We start from the raw sequence: 14,306 nt of genomic DNA on the forward strand, positions 1-14,306 counted from the left end.
ATAAGTTAGGCCGCCCCTTCGGAAGAATAGACGGCAATCAGCAGGGACTCAGCTCAATATGGAGATGGCCCCAAGGTATTTCAAGGTGCGGGACAGATTGTCGCAGGCCAGGCTGTCGAGCCAGTGCACGTCGGACCAACCGCGCAACCAGGTGAACTGACGCTTGGCCAGCTGGCGAGTAGCAATGATACCGCGTTCGCGCATCTCATTCTCAGTCAGCTTGCCGTCGAGGTAGTCCCAGACCTGCCGATATCCCACTGCCCGTATAGACGGCAGCCCGGCGTGCAAGTCACTTCTGGCTCGCAGCGATCGGACCTCGTCGACGAAGCCCTGTTCCAGCATCTGCGAAAATCGTAACGCAATTCGCTGATGCAGAATGTGACGATCTGTAGGAGCAATCGCCAAACTCGCGACAGTATAGGGCAAATGCCCGCCAGCGCCTGCGTCTGCGCCGCTACTTTCCGCGAATTGACGCTGGCGATGGGCTGTCATGCTCTCGCCACTCACATGATAGACCTCCAACGCACGGATCAGGCGCTGCGGGTCGTTGGGGTGGATGCGTGCGGCCGACTCCGGGTCCACTTCGGCGAGCTGGCGGTGCAACTCGGCCAAACCCAGCGCCTGCGCCCGGGCCTCGAGCTCGGCACGCACCGCAGCGTCGGCCGGCGGCATGTCCGCCAGGCCATCGATCAATGCCTTGTAGTAGAGCATGGTGCCACCGACCAGCAGCGGGACTTTGCCGCGCGCGGTGATTTCGGCCATGGCCTGAAGGGCATCGGTGCGAAACTGCGCAGCCGAGTAGCTCTCGGCAGGGTCGCGAATATCGATAAGACGATGTGGATGGGCAGCCAATACCTCCTTGGAGGGCTTGGCGCTGCCGATGTCCATGCCGCGGTAGACGAGGGCCGAGTCGACGCTGATCAGCTCGCAGGGCAGGACCTTGGTCAGCTCGATGGCAAGGTCGGTCTTGCCGGCCGCCGTCGGGCCCATGAGGAATATTGCTGGGGGCTTGCCGCTCATGTCATCGACCGCGCAGGAAAAGTTTGTCCAGGTCGTCCAGGCCCATCTGGGTCCAGGTCGGTCGGCCATGGTTGCACTGGCCGCTACGCTCGGTGTTTTCCATGTCGCGCAACAGGGCGTTCATTTCAGGAATCGCCAGGCGCCGGTTGGCACGTACGGCGCCGTGACAGGCCATGGTACCGAGCAGTTCGTTGAGGTGCGCCTGAATGCGATCGCTGGTGCCGTACTCCATAAGGTCGGCAAGCACGTCCTGGACCAGGCGGTTGGCCTCGGCCTGCTTGAGCAGGGCAGGAATCTGGCGGATCGCCAGCGTCTCGGGGCCCAGGCGCTGCAACTCAAAGCCCAGGCGCTGGAACCACTGGGCATGCTCCTCGGCGCAATCGGCCTCGCGCTGGCTCAGCGCCAGTGACTCGGGCACCAGCAGCGGCTGGCCACTCAGGCCCTCGCTGGCCATCGCCACCTTGAGCCGTTCATACATGATCCGCTCGTGGGCTGCATGCATGTCGACCAGCACCAGGCCGGCAGCATTCTCGGCGAGAATGTAGATGCCTTTGAGCTGGGCCAGAGCGTACCCCAAGGGCGGGATGTCGCCCTGGCTCTGCGGCAACGTCGCAGGCCCGGCAGCGTCATCGTTCAGCGGCTTGTAGAACTCGCGGTAGACCGCCTGGGCCTCGGCAGCGGGCAACGGCTGTGATGGCCGGGGGGTGTACTGGTACTGGTAACCTGCGCCACTGCCGCCGTTGGAAATCGAATGCTGGGCCACCTGGGGCTGTTCGAGCACCGGCGAGGCCAGGCGCATCTCGCCTTGCGGGCCGAATTCGCCCGCCTGTTGCCCCGTCGGGCGGACGACCTCGGCAGCGGCGGCAGGCGCCGACGCCAGATGGTCTTCCGGGCGCACGTCGGCCAAGGCACGGTGCAGCGTGCCGTAGAGAAAATCGTGAACCGAACGCCCCTCACGGAAACGCACTTCGTGCTTGGTCGGGTGCACGTTGACGTCGACGCCGTTGGGCTCAAGCTCAAGGAACAGCACGAACGTGGGGTGACGGCCATTGAACAGCACATCACGGTAAGCCTGGCGCACCGCATGGGCTACCAGCTTGTCGCGCACCGCACGGCCGTTGACGAAGAAGTACTGAAGGTCTGCCTGGCTGCGCGAGAAAGTCGGCAGGCCGACCCAGCCCCACAGGCGCAGGCCGTTACGCTCGACATCGATCGGCAGCGCCTGCTCCATGAAGCCCCCGCCACAAATGGCGCCGACCCGCCGCGCACGGGCCGCTTCATCATGCGCCTCGTGCAGGCTGAGGATGCTCTTGCCGTTGTGCCGCAGGTGGAAGGCCACATCGAAGCGGGCCAGGGCCAGGCGCCGGATGACTTCCTGCAGGTGATCGAATTCGGTCTTTTCGGCCTTGAGAAACTTGCGACGGGCCGGGGTATTGAAGAACAGGTCACGCACTTCCACCGAGGTGCCGACAGGGTGTGCGGCAGGCTGCACACGCGGAGTCATGTCGCGACCTTCGGTCTCGACCTGCCAGGCTTCGCTTGCACTGGCGGTGCGCGACGTCAGGGTCAGGCGCGCCACCGAGCTGATGGAGGCCAGGGCCTCGCCACGAAAGCCCAGGCTCAGCACACCTTCGAGGTCTTCCAGCTCACGGATCTTGCTGGTGGCGTGCCGGGCCAGAGCCAATGGCAGGTCGTCAGCGGAAATACCGCTGCCGTCGTCACGTACCCGCAACAACTTGACGCCGCCCTGCTCCACTTCGACATCGATGCGTCGGGCACCGGAGTCCAGACTGTTCTCCAGCAACTCCTTGGCCACCGAAGCCGGGCGTTCGACCACCTCACCGGCGGCAATCTGGTTGGCCAGCCGCGGGCTGAGCAGCTGGATGCGCGACCCCCCACTCATTGCTGCGAGGCCAGGGTCGTCGAGGGAATATTGAGGTGCTGACCGACCTTCAGCTCATCGCTCTTGAGGCTGTTGGTGTTGCGCAGGCTAGCCACGCTGACCTGGTAGCGCACGGCAAGCATCGCCAGGGTCTCGCCCGGACGTACCGTGTGCTCACGTGGCCCCTGCGCGATCTTGCCGCTGTCGCGCATCCAGGCGATGTAGGTACCAGGCGGCGGGTTCTGCTGGAAGTACTGGCGCACACCGGTATGGATCGAGCGGGCCAGTGCCTGCTGATGGCTGCGCGTGGCCAGCTTGGCGGCTTCGTTGTTGTTGGAGATGAACCCGGTTTCGACCAGGATCGACGGAATGTCCGGCGACTTCAGCACCATGAAACCTGCTTGCTCGACACGCTGCTTGTGCAGCGAGGTGATGCGCCCCATGTTGCCCAGCACTTTTTGCCCGACGTTGAGGCTGGAACTGAGCGTCGCGGTCATCGACAGGTCGAGCAGCACGCCTGCAAGCATGCGGTCTTTGTCGTCGAGGCTGACGTTACCAGCGCCACCGATCAGGTCGGAGCGGTTTTCCGCATCGGCGAGCCAGCGGGCGGTCTCGGACGTGGCGCCACGGTCCGACAGGGCGAACACCGAGGCGCCAAAAGCGGCCCGCGACGGTGCAGCGTCGGCGTGGATCGAGATGAACAGGTCGGCGCCTTTCTTGCGGGCGATCTCGGTACGTTTGCGCAGCGGAATGAAGTAGTCACCAGTGCGGGTCAGTTCGGCACGGTAGCCCTTCTCGGTATTGATCTGGCGCTGCAGTTCCTTGGCGATCTGCAGCACGATGTCTTTCTCATGCTGGCCACGCGATCCCGAAGCACCCGGGTCCTCACCGCCATGACCGGCGTCGATGGCGACCACGATGTCGCGCTTGCCGCTGGGCACAGGCGGCAGCTTGATCGCCGGCTGGGCCGGGCTTACCGGCACCGCCGGCGTGGTCGCCGGGGTTCGCACAGGCGTTGGCGGTGCAGCAGGCGCCGTGGCGGCGATGGCATCGGCTTCCTGGTCATAGAGGTCGACCACCAGGCGGTTGCCGTATTGAGCATTGGGCGCCAGGGTGAAACTCTTGGGCGTGACCGACTTTTTCAGGTCGACCACCACCCGCAGGTCAGTCGCCGTACGCTGCGCCGAGCGCACGTTGCTGATGGGTGTATTCGAGGTGGACACGTTCAGTGGCGCGGCCAGGGTCGCCCCGTTGATATCGATTACCAGGCGATCCGGTGCGCTGAGGGTGAAGACGCTATGCTGCACGGGGCCAGACAGGTCGAAGACCAGCCGCGTGTTGTCCGGCGCGCGCCACAGGCGCATGCTCTTGACTTGAGTGACGGCCAGAGCGTCAACAGTCACCGCTGTCAGCAGCAGACCAACGACAGCGACCAGTGCGCGTATGCGCATACCTACCCCACTTACTGTTTATAGTGTTTGGCCAGCGCAATGCACCAGGCCTCGCCGCGAGCCCCCTGCGGCGCAAGGATCAGCGAGCGTCCGCCCGCTTGGGGGCTTATGGTAATGGTCAGGTCAGGCTTTGGCAAAACGCCCGCACCCTTTTCTGGCCACTCGAACAGACACAGCGGATCTCCCTCGAAATAGTCGCGAATGCCCATGAACTCCAGTTCCTCCGGATCGACCAGGCGATACAGGTCGAAATGGTAGGCGCGCACCTCACCGATCTCGTAGGGTTCAACCACGGTGAAGGTCGGGCTTTTCACTGCACCAGTATGGCCCAAGCCGCGAATAAGGCCACGGGACAGCGTAGTCTTGCCCGCGCCCAGGTCGCCCTCGAGAAAGATGATGCCGCGACCGCCGGTCACCTCGGCCAGTGATGCACCGAATTTGACCGTGGCCTCTTCATCGGCCAGAAACAGGGTTATGCCAGACACGCAGAATGCTCCTCCAACAACTCACGAATGACCGGCGCCAGATCACTGGCCGCCAGGCCTCTACCTTTCACACCCAACCGCTCGCCGGCACACGCGTGCAACCACACTCCAAGACTCGCGGCCTGCCAGGCGTCCAGCCCTTGAGCCAATAACGCCGCCAGTACACCGGTGAGCACGTCACCCAAGCCTGCCCCTGCCATTGCCGGATGCCCGCGCTGGCACAGCGCCAACTGCCCCGACGGGTCCGCCACCAACGTACCGGCGCCCTTGAGCACGCAGACACTGGCATAGCGGCGCGCCAGCTTGCGAGCAGCGCCCGGCCGGTCGCCCTGTACCGCCTCGGTGGAAATGCCCAGCAGCCGCGCGGCCTCCCCCGGGTGCGGAGTGAGGATACTGCCACTGGGTAATGCCAGGGGCGTGCGCGCCAGCAGGTTGAGTGCATCGGCATCCCACACTTGCGGCCGCTCGGCATTGGCGATAGCCGACAGCAGGCTGCGCCCCCAGGCGGCCTGGCCCAGGCCAGGGCCGACCACCAGTACCGAAGCGCGCTCCAATACCCCCATCAGCTGGTTGGCCGAATCGACCCCCAGGCACATGGTTTCGGGCAAGCGGGCAAGGCTTGCGGCCACGTGATCGGGGCGAGTCGCCACGCTGACCATCCCGGCGCCGCAGCGCAGCGCGGCTTCGGCGCTCAGCAGCACTGCGCCACCGGTACCGAGGTCGCCACCCACCACCAGCACGTGGCCGAAGTCACCTTTATGGGCGTGCGGATGCCTGGCGGGCAGGCGCGTGACGGTCACGCTGCTTAGCAGGAGCGGGGCATGGCTTGGGTGTTTGGTCTGCGGCATGGGGTCAAAGGCTCCAATGTCTGGCAGAATTATACGCACCTGAGCCCGTATTGCCTTGCCCATCCATGTCCGCTTGCACACTTGACCTCGCCGCCCTGGCCCAATCGATCAAAAATTGGGGCCGAGAACTCGGTTTTGCCCACGTCGGCATCGCCGGTGTGGACCTTGGCGAGCACGAACAGCACCTGCAGCGCTGGCTCGACGCCGGCTACCAGGGCGAAATGGAATACCTGGCCGCCCACGATGGCAAACGCGCCCACCCCGACCAGTTGATCCCTGGCACCGTGAGGGTGGTTTCGCTGCGTATGGACTACTTGCCCGGCGATACACAGATGGCTCAACGCCTGGCCCAGGCGGAAAAAGCCTACGTATCGCGCTATGCCCTTGGCCGCGATTACCACAAGCTGGTGCGCAAACGCGTGCAGCACCTGGCCGATCGCATCCAGGAAGACATCGGTCCGTTCGGTTACCGGGCGTTCGTCGACAGTGCCCCGGTGCTGGAAAAGGCCATTGCCGAACAGGCGGGGCTAGGCTGGATCGGCAAGAACACGCTGCTGCTCAATCGCAAGGCCGGCAGCTATTTCTTCCTGGCCGAACTGTTCGTCGACCTGCCACTGCCGGTAGACGAGGCGCATGCCAGCGAGCATTGCGGACGCTGCCAGGCGTGCCTGGACATCTGCCCGACCAAGGCCTTTGTCGGGCCCTATGTGCTGGATGCCAGGCGCTGCATTTCTTACCTGACCATCGAGTTGAAGGGCGCCATCCCCGTGGAATTGCGCTCGATGATGGGCAATCGGGTGTTCGGTTGCGATGACTGCCAGATCGTCTGCCCGTGGAATCGTTTTGCACGTCCAACCCAGGAAAACGACTTCAAGCCCAGGCATGGCCTGGAGAATGCCGAGCTGGCCGAGATGTTCCTGTGGGATGAAAAGACTTTTCTACGCAAGACCGAGGGCGGGCCTTTGCGGCGCGCCGGGTATGAGCGCTGGCTACGCAATCTGGCGGTGGGCCTGGGCAATGCGCCGTCGACGATTCCGGTGCTGGAAGCCTTGAAGGCGCGCCGGGAAGACCCGTCGGAGCTGGTGCGTGAGCATGTGGAGTGGGCGCTGGCGCGGCATGGCATTACATAGCCGGGGCCGCCAAGCAGCCCCTGAGGTTTCACTGCTGGTCGTTGTAGTGAAACTTCGGCATTTCCCAATGGAAGCGGATCGCCAATAGCCGAACCAGGAACCCACCAAACAAGGTCAGCAGCATGGCCTGCTCTGCCGGCACCTTGAAATACACACAGCCCAGGTAAAACCACGCCGCGGCAAAAGACACGCTGGCATACAGTTCACGCCGGAACACCAGTGGGATGTCGTTACAGAAAATATCCCGAAGGATCCCACCGAACACCCCTGTAATGACCCCGCTGATCGACGCCACCAGCATGCCCTGCCCCATCTCCAGCGCAGTCATGCAGCCAATCAGGGTAAAGGCCACCAGCCCCAAGGCATCCAGCACCAGGAACAGTGACCGCAGGCGGCGCATCATCGGTGCGATGAAAATCGTCAGCAGCGCGGCAAAGCTGGTCAGCACCAGGTATTCCGGATGCTTCACCCAAGTCAGTGGGTAGTGCCCGAGCAGCACATCACGCACCGAGCCACCACCCAGGGCAGTCACACAGGCGATCAGTACCACGCCAAACCAGTCCATGCCACGCCGCCCGGCAGACAGGGCGCCGGTCATGGCTTCGGCGGTGATGGCAATAAGGTAGAGCATCAACAACATGGCGCGGGTCCGTGCGGGAAAGGCGCGCAGTCTAACCAGTTGCCCAAGGCACCAAAAGAGGGCGCGCGCACATTCTATGCGCCCTTTTTCGACTCACACCTTGATGAAGTGCGTGCGGTAGTGGCGCAGTTCGGCAATCGACTCGCGGATATCGTCCAGCGCCAGGTGGGTGCTGCCCTTCTTGAAGCTGTCCCGCACGTCCGGTGCCCAGCGCGCAGCCAGCTCCTTCACGGTGGAGACATCGAGGTTGCGGTAGTGGAAGTAGTTTTCCAGGCTGCGCATATGGCGATAGAGAAAGCGGCGATCCTGGCAGATGCTGTTGCCACAGATCGGCGACTTGCCTTTGGGAACCCATTGTTCCAGGAAGGCGATGGTCTGCGCTTCGGCCTCGGCCATGCCGACCTTGCTTTCGCGTACACGCTGGGTCAGCCCCGAGCCGCCATGGGTGCGGGTATTCCACTCGTCCATGCGCGCCAGCACTTCGTCACTGTGGTGGATGGCGATCACCGGCCCTTCGGCCAGCGTGTTCAGCTCGCTGTCGGTGACGATGGTGGCCATCTCGATGATGACGTCGTTGTCCGGATCCAGGCCGGTCATTTCCAGATCGATCCAGATCAGGTTCTGTGGGTTCTGCATGAAGGGCTCCTCGTATAGGCCGTCATATTAGCCTAGCGGCATAGCCCCGCGCATTCCCGGCGCAAAGGTAACCAGAATGGTCCGCCGCCCGTCGTGCTAAACTGCCTGCCGTTTTCAATGCCCCACCACGGCTCTCTCACGCAACTCGCACGGAACACTAATGGCCAAACGCCAGCTCAATCGCCGCCAAAACTGGCGTATCGAAAAGATCCAGAACGAACGCGCCGCTCGCGCTGCCAAACGCGAGCAGCATGCGCTGCAGGAGCTTGAAGGGGGCGACCTGGGGCCGGAGCAACTGGGCCTGGTGATCGCTCACTTTGGCGTGCAGGTCGAGGTGGAGGCCAAGGACGGCGAGTCTGCAGGCCAGGTATTCCGCTGCCACCTGCGCGCAAACCTGCCGGCGCTGGTCACCGGTGACCGCGTGGTCTGGCGTGCCGGCAACCAGGGCATTGGCGTAATCGTCGCGCAGATGCCGCGCAGCACCGAGCTGTGCCGGCCGAACAACCACGGTCAGCTCAAGCCGGTTGCCGCCAACGTCGACCTCATCGTGATCGTCTTCGCGCCAGCGCCCGAACCGCACCCGAACCTGATCGACCGTTACCTGGTCGCTGCCGAGCACGCGGGTATCCGCCCACTGCTGCTGCTGAACAAGGCCGACCTGATCAACGACGAGAACGGCCCGGCCCTGCATGCCTTGCTCGAGGTGTACCGCGACCTCGGCTACCCGCTGCTGGAGGTTTCCGCCCACCATGGCGACGGCATGCAGCGCCTGCAGCAAATGCTGGACGGCCATATCAGCGTGTTCGTCGGCCAGTCGGGTGTGGGCAAGTCTTCTCTGGTCAACAGCCTGCTGCCGGCTGCCGACACCCGGGTCGGTGACCTGTCCGAATGGTCGGGCCAAGGCACCCACACCACCACCACCGCGCGCCTTTACCACTTCCCCAATGGCGGCGACCTGATCGACTCGCCAGGCATCCGGGAGTTCGGCCTTGGCCATGTCAGCCGCGACGATGTGGAAGATGGCTTCATCGAGTTCCGCGACCTGTTCGGCACCTGCCGCTTTCGCGACTGCAAGCATGATCGCGAGCCAGGCTGCGCGCTGCTCACGGCACTGGAAGACGGCCGTATCAAGCAGCAGCGCATGAACAGCTACCGCTCGATCATTGCCAGCCTGCCGGAAGACAGCTACTGATTCGTAGGAAATATTACCGGGGCGCGTAGGGCTATTCCGGTTTTGCCGTCATCTATTGCCCCGCCTGCAGCTTTCCCTGATGGTCATGACTTCCTATCAGGGAGGGCAACCGCGATGCCGGTTTTAATCACTTACCGCCACGAAGAGCGGCTTGACGCCTTTATCCTCAATGAACGCTTGCTGCTCGAAAGCATTCCCGCGCAGCTGGTCCTGTTCGACTGCCAAGGGCAGACCCGCGAAGATCTGTATTGCAGCTTCTGTCGATACATGAGCGATGCAACCCACTGGATTGGGCTTTTGTCCGAATGGGCCGCCGCAGACTGGTGGACACCCTGGCTGCTGGGGGCTGCAGTCATGAGCAGTCGGCGTGTCAGCTTTTATCAAAGAAACGGCGGCGCTCTGCCTGAGTGCTTTGGCAAATGGCCGGTAATGCGCGAGCGCAGGCACATCGACCTGTTTGTGCGGGCCTATCACGATGAGTGCACGTTCACCCGCGCCATGACGTTGCCGCCGGGGCGCGGAAGCTGCGCCGACAGGGACAATGCTGACTTCTTTCATGCGGATCTGAAGGCCAAGATCCGGCGGGGGTTCTGATGCATAGGGGCCGCTGGGCGGCCCCTGCGTCACTGGTCGTTGGGCTCGTCCATCCTCAAGGTGCCTTCCTCGAAGATGTTCAGCTTCTGGCGCAGTTCACGCGGCTGCATCGGTGCATCCTGCGCAGCAGGTGCCGCCGAAGCATCAGGCGCAGCGCCGGCAGGCGGCGCTGGCTGGCTTGGCTGTGCAGGCGACGTACCCTGCTCACCCTCAATGTTGCGCTGGGCCTTCTTGGTCAGGACGATGATGTCGATACGGCGGTTTACCGGGTTGAACGGGTCTTTGCGGTCGAACAGCGAAGACGACGCATAACCCACCACCCGCGCGACCTGGTCATCCGGATAGCCACCGGCAACCAGCGCACGCCGTGCAGCATTGGCGCGATTGGCCGACAGCTCCCAGTTGCCGAACTCGCCGCTGTCCGAATAAGGCTTGGCATCGGTGTGACCACTGACGCTGATCTTGTTCGGCACCGCCTTGATGGTGTCGGCCATGGCCAGCAGAATGTCCTCGAAATACGGCTGCAGGCGGGCGCTGCCGATGTCGAACATCGGCCGGTTCTCGGCATCCATGATCTGGATGCGCAGGCCGTCCTGAGTGATCTCGAAGAGAATCTGGTCCTTGAACTTCTGCAGCTGGGGGTTTTCCTCGACCTTGTTCTGCAGCTCCTGCAACAGCAGTTCGAGGCGTTCTCGCTCAACCTGTTCAGCCAAGGTCTCGACCTGGTCCTTGTCCAGCTGAATGCTGGTATCGGGCGTAGGCTCGGACTTCTCCTCCGGGTTGATGGTCTTTTCCGGCGCCAGCTGGGGCGAGCCGCCAAGGTCGATCACGTAGGGCGTACCGCTTTCGGAGAAACCGATCGGGTCCTTGAAGTAGCCGGCAATGGCGATCTTCTGCTCCGGCGTTGCGGTGGACAGCAGCCACAGCACCAGAAAGAACGCCATCATCGCCGTGGCGAAGTCAGCGAAAGCGATCTTCCAGGCGCCGCCATGGTGGCCACCACCGTAGCGCTTGACGCGCTTGATGATTATCGGCTGATTGTTTTCCATGGCTCAGCGACCGCGAACTGCTTGTTCCAGCTCGACAAAGCTCGGGCGATGCTTCGGATACAGCACCTTGCGCCCGAATTCAACGGCCAGCGAAGGTGGCATGCCAGAGGCCGAAGCGACCAGCGAAGCCTTGATCGACTCATAGAGGTTGAGCTCTTCCTTGGCATCGTGCTCCAGGCACTTGGCCAGCGGGCCGAAGAAACCATAGGCTGCAAGGATACCGAAGAAGGTACCGACCAGCGCGGCGCCGACGTGCAGGCCGATGGAGGCCTGGTCGCCCTCGCCCAGAGACGCCATGGTCACCACGATACCCAGTACTGCCGCGACGATACCGAAACCGGGCATGCCGTCGGCAATGCCGTTGACCGCATGCGACGGGTGCTCGAGCTCTTCCTTCATGCTCAACAGTTCCATGTCGAACAAGCCTTCGAGCTCGTGGGGGGCCATGTTGCCGGTGGACATGATGCGCAGGTAGTCGCAGATGAAGGCAGTCATGCGTTCATCACCCAGCACCGCTGGGTATTTGGCAAAGATCGGGCTGGCCGCGGCGTCCTCGATATCGCCCTCGATCGCCATCATGCCTTCGCGACGGCTCTTGTTGAGGATTTCGTACACCAGGCCCAGCACTTCCAGGTAGAAAGTATGGGTGAAGCGCGTGCCGAACATCTTCAGCGACTTCTTGATTACATGCATGGTCATGTAACCGGGGTTGGCCTGCATGAAGGCGCCAAAGGCTGCACCGCCGATGATCAGCACTTCGAACGGCTGGATCAGTGCCGCGATCTTGCCGTGGGAGAGCACATATCCGCCGAGCACGCTCGCGAATACGACGATGATGCCGATAATTTTAGCCATAGGTTCAAAGCACTTGCTGTCGTGGTCAGGATGAGGGACGGGAGCTTTAAAACTCTTCTTCTACTTATCGGCAGAACTGCGCCAGACTATAGCCACTCAAAGCGAAAAGCCAGTTCGGACTGATGTCAAAATGCCAATGGAATCCAAGGTGCCCACTCAGAATCCGCGTACGCTAGAGGCCTGGGTAAAGCTGCTCGACGGTATTCGTGTTCCGGTACCGAAGCAGAGTTACGACCGGGTCATGGGCGCTATCAACGATAGCCGCCGTTCGCTTCGCGATATCGCCGAACTGATGCAGGACAGCCCGGCCCTGGTGCTGTCGGTGATGCGCGAGGCCAATCATCCCGCCAACGCCAGCCAGGCAGAACCCGCCGAAAGCCTGGAAATCGCCCTTAACAGGCTGGGCCTGGCGCGCAGCAGGGAATTGCTTACCCGCCTGCCAGCGCTGCCGGACGACGACATACCGCCGGTACTGCGGCAGTTCCTGCTGATCAGCCAGCATGCTTCGCAGCAAGCCAGCGGCCTGTTCGCCAGCCGCCTGGCGCGGCTGTGGCAGGAAATTCACTGGGGTAGCCTGCTGTTCCTCTCGCCCCTATGGCCGATGGCCCTGGCCTACCCCAAGCTGCTGGATGCGTGGGAACTGCGGGTTATCCACAAGGGCGAAGAGGCGCAAGAGGTCGAGCTCGAGTTGTTTGGCGTGCGCATCCTGGCACTGTGCCAAGCCATGGCTGAACACTGGCGCCTGTCGCAATGGGTAACCCAGGGTTACCGCATGCTGCTCGAAGAGCGTGAGCAGTTGGGGCAGATACTGAGCATCGCCCGCGACGAAGACATGCTCAGCCAACAGCACCGCCTGGACGAGGCGCCGGCACTGAGCCGCTGGTTCAACCAGCCGGCCAATACCGTGCTGCTGGCCAACAACCTGGCCCTGGCGGCACAGGTAGGCTGGGACAACCCGCACCTGCTGCGCTGGCAATTGCTCACCGCGCTGTACCTGCAGACCACACTGGAGGACGTGCAACAGCAAGTTCACCAACAGGCCGCCGCCAGTGCCCGCCGGCACGCCAGGCATGCCTTGTTCCACCCTGCCGAGGCCTTGATCTGGCCCTGGGAACAGCGTCGCCCGCATCCGGACATGCTGACGCCACCACCGCCTTCCAGCGAGGCGCTCGGCCATTGGCGCAAGCTGTGCCAGGAGCTGCTGGCACAACCCAGCCCGTTCACCAATACCGTGCATCTGGCCACCCAGGCCCGTGAAGCACTGTTGGCCTGCGGCATGCAGCGCATCATGCTGCTGACCCTGGACAAGGCCAGTGATTACCTGCGCGTGCAGCAAACTGCCGGCTTGCCCAAGGAGGCTGCAGCCATCGCCTTGCCTGTCACGCAGAGCAAGCTTTTGCAGAAACTGGTCGGGCAGGCCGCACAGCTGCGCCTGTCACCAGACAACCATGCCCAGTTCGCGGCCCTGCTGCCGGCCCCATTGCGTGCGTTCTTCCGTAGCGAACACCTGTTGCTGCGCTCGCTGGCAGTCAACAACCAGGTACTGATGCTGGCGGTGGCCGACCAAGGCGGCAAACCGCTGGCCGATGTCAGTGTCCAGGCGTTCGGCAAAACCGCGCAATGTATCGAGCGCGCCCTTGCGGTGTTTGCCAACCGCAATGCCTGACCCTTGCGCTACAATCGCCCCTCTTTCCACACTGGAGACCGTGGATGACTGATTTTGCCGGACTACCGCTGGTGATCGAGCCCGCGGATCTGCTTGCGCGCCTGGCTTCCCCCCAGCTGATCCTGGTCGACCTGAGCAGCGCCAACCGCTATGTCAGCGGTCATATCCCGGGCGCCCGCTTCGTCGAAGGCAAACGCACCCAGCTGGGCATGCCGCCCGCGCCGGGGCTTTTGCCGGCCATTGGCGACCTGGAAAAACTGTTCAGCGAACTCGGCCACCGGGATGATGCGGTCTACGTGGTGTACGACGATGAGGGCGGCGGCTGGGCCGGGCGCTTCATCTGGCTGCTCGACGTCATCGGCCACAAGGCCTGCCATTACCTCAATGGCGGCATCCAGGCCTGGCCGGCGGACAAGCTCTCGACGGAGGCACCCGCGCCCGCCACCGCACCGGTACGCCTGCAATTGCACAGCGAACCGACTGCCACTCGCGAATACCTGCAAAGCCGCCTGGGCGCCGATGACCTGGTGATCTGGGATGCCCGCGCCCCGCAAGAATTCTCTGGTGAAAAGGTCCTGGCAGCCAGGGGTGGCCATATACCCGGCGCGGTCAACTTTGAATGGACGGCCGGCATGGACCTCAACGACCATCTGCGCATCCGCAAGGACATCGCCGAAGTCCTCCAGCAACTGGGCATCACCCCCGACAAGGAGGTGATCACCCATTGCCAGTCCCACCGCCGCTCCGGTTTTACCTACCTGGTGGCCAAAGCCCTCGGCTATCCACGCGTCAAGGCCTATGCCGGCTCGTGGAGCGAATGGGGCAACCACCCGGACACGCCTGTAGAAGTTTAAGGAA

At 63.1% G+C, this 14,306-nt stretch carries 14 protein-coding genes; 5 read left to right on the plus strand and 9 right to left on the minus strand.

Features of this window, described 5'->3' with window-relative positions; all coding sequences use genetic code 11:
* Positions 1 to 48 precede the first annotated feature (48 nt).
* From miaA to JOE27_RS13980, 5 genes are read right to left on the minus strand one after another with little or no spacing between them, the layout of a single operon-like run.
* Positions 49 to 1,020 (minus strand): tRNA (adenosine(37)-N6)-dimethylallyltransferase MiaA, encoded by a 972-nt coding sequence (gene miaA / locus JOE27_RS13960; protein WP_115273763.1) that lies wholly within the window; start codon positions 1,018 to 1,020, stop codon positions 49 to 51.
* Position 1,021: 1 nt separating this feature from the next.
* Positions 1,022 to 2,923 (minus strand): DNA mismatch repair endonuclease MutL, encoded by a 1,902-nt coding sequence (mutL, locus tag JOE27_RS13965; protein ID WP_115273762.1) that lies wholly within the window; start codon positions 2,921 to 2,923, stop codon positions 1,022 to 1,024.
* Positions 2,920 to 4,353 carry an N-acetylmuramoyl-L-alanine amidase gene (locus JOE27_RS13970; RefSeq protein WP_046788099.1) on the minus strand — a complete coding sequence of 478 codons (1,434 nt, stop codon included), beginning with the start codon at positions 4,351 to 4,353 and terminating at the stop codon, positions 2,920 to 2,922. The genes mutL and JOE27_RS13970 overlap by 4 nt, the downstream gene beginning before the upstream one ends.
* An 11-nt stretch (positions 4,354 to 4,364) precedes the next feature.
* Positions 4,365 to 4,838: a tRNA (adenosine(37)-N6)-threonylcarbamoyltransferase complex ATPase subunit type 1 TsaE gene (tsaE, locus tag JOE27_RS13975; protein WP_046788100.1), complete on the minus strand. Its 474-nt coding sequence runs from the start codon at positions 4,836 to 4,838 to the stop codon at positions 4,365 to 4,367.
* A complete protein-coding gene (locus tag JOE27_RS13980; RefSeq protein ID WP_204919006.1) occupies positions 4,826 to 5,686 on the minus strand; it encodes an NAD(P)H-hydrate dehydratase in 861 nt (286 codons plus the stop codon). The genes tsaE and JOE27_RS13980 overlap by 13 nt, the downstream gene beginning before the upstream one ends.
* A 65-nt stretch (positions 5,687 to 5,751) precedes the next feature.
* Here JOE27_RS13980 and queG point away from each other — a divergent pair, with 65 nt between their 5' ends.
* Positions 5,752 to 6,816: a tRNA epoxyqueuosine(34) reductase QueG gene (gene queG, locus JOE27_RS13985; protein WP_115273761.1), complete on the plus strand. Its 1,065-nt coding sequence runs from the start codon at positions 5,752 to 5,754 to the stop codon at positions 6,814 to 6,816.
* Between the two features lie 28 nt (positions 6,817 to 6,844).
* On the opposite strand, the gene JOE27_RS13990 is transcribed toward queG, so the two are convergent.
* Both JOE27_RS13990 and orn read right to left on the minus strand, forming a co-directional pair.
* On the minus strand, positions 6,845 to 7,456 hold the full coding sequence (locus tag JOE27_RS13990; RefSeq protein ID WP_003249516.1) for a trimeric intracellular cation channel family protein: 612 nt from the start codon (positions 7,454 to 7,456) through the stop codon (positions 6,845 to 6,847).
* Positions 7,457 to 7,549: 93 nt separating this feature from the next.
* Positions 7,550 to 8,092, minus strand: coding sequence for an oligoribonuclease (gene orn / locus JOE27_RS13995; RefSeq protein ID WP_046788103.1), 543 nt, complete (start codon positions 8,090 to 8,092; stop codon positions 7,550 to 7,552).
* Between the two features lie 160 nt (positions 8,093 to 8,252).
* Between orn and rsgA the strand changes: the two genes are divergently transcribed.
* Entirely contained in the window at positions 8,253 to 9,284 is a 1,032-nt protein-coding gene (gene rsgA, locus JOE27_RS14000) for a small ribosomal subunit biogenesis GTPase RsgA (protein WP_046788104.1), read from the plus strand.
* A 114-nt stretch (positions 9,285 to 9,398) separates the two neighbouring features.
* Positions 9,399 to 9,878 carry a molecular chaperone Tir gene (locus JOE27_RS14005; RefSeq protein WP_115273760.1) on the plus strand — a complete coding sequence of 160 codons (480 nt, stop codon included), beginning with the start codon at positions 9,399 to 9,401 and terminating at the stop codon, positions 9,876 to 9,878.
* Between the two features lie 29 nt (positions 9,879 to 9,907).
* On the opposite strand, the gene motB is transcribed toward JOE27_RS14005, so the two are convergent.
* Together motB and motA are read right to left on the minus strand one after the other, a co-directional pair.
* Positions 9,908 to 10,927: a flagellar motor protein MotB gene (gene motB / locus JOE27_RS14010; protein WP_115273759.1), complete on the minus strand. Its 1,020-nt coding sequence runs from the start codon at positions 10,925 to 10,927 to the stop codon at positions 9,908 to 9,910.
* Positions 10,928 to 10,930: 3 nt separating this feature from the next.
* Entirely contained in the window at positions 10,931 to 11,782 is an 852-nt protein-coding gene (gene motA / locus JOE27_RS14015; protein ID WP_046788106.1) for a flagellar motor stator protein MotA, read from the minus strand.
* Between the two features lie 130 nt (positions 11,783 to 11,912).
* On the opposite strand from motA, the gene JOE27_RS14020 reads away from it, so the two are divergent.
* Together JOE27_RS14020 and JOE27_RS14025 are read left to right on the plus strand one after the other, a co-directional pair.
* A complete protein-coding gene (locus JOE27_RS14020; protein ID WP_119687848.1) occupies positions 11,913 to 13,448 on the plus strand; it encodes an HDOD domain-containing protein in 1,536 nt (511 codons plus the stop codon).
* Between the two features lie 44 nt (positions 13,449 to 13,492).
* Positions 13,493 to 14,302 carry a rhodanese-like domain-containing protein gene (locus tag JOE27_RS14025; RefSeq protein ID WP_046788108.1) on the plus strand — a complete coding sequence of 270 codons (810 nt, stop codon included), beginning with the start codon at positions 13,493 to 13,495 and terminating at the stop codon, positions 14,300 to 14,302.
* Positions 14,303 to 14,306 lie beyond the last annotated feature (4 nt).

This window comes from Pseudomonas sp. M5, from assembly GCF_016907075.1.
Classification (GTDB): Bacteria; Pseudomonadota; Gammaproteobacteria; order Pseudomonadales; family Pseudomonadaceae; genus Aquipseudomonas; species Aquipseudomonas putida_E.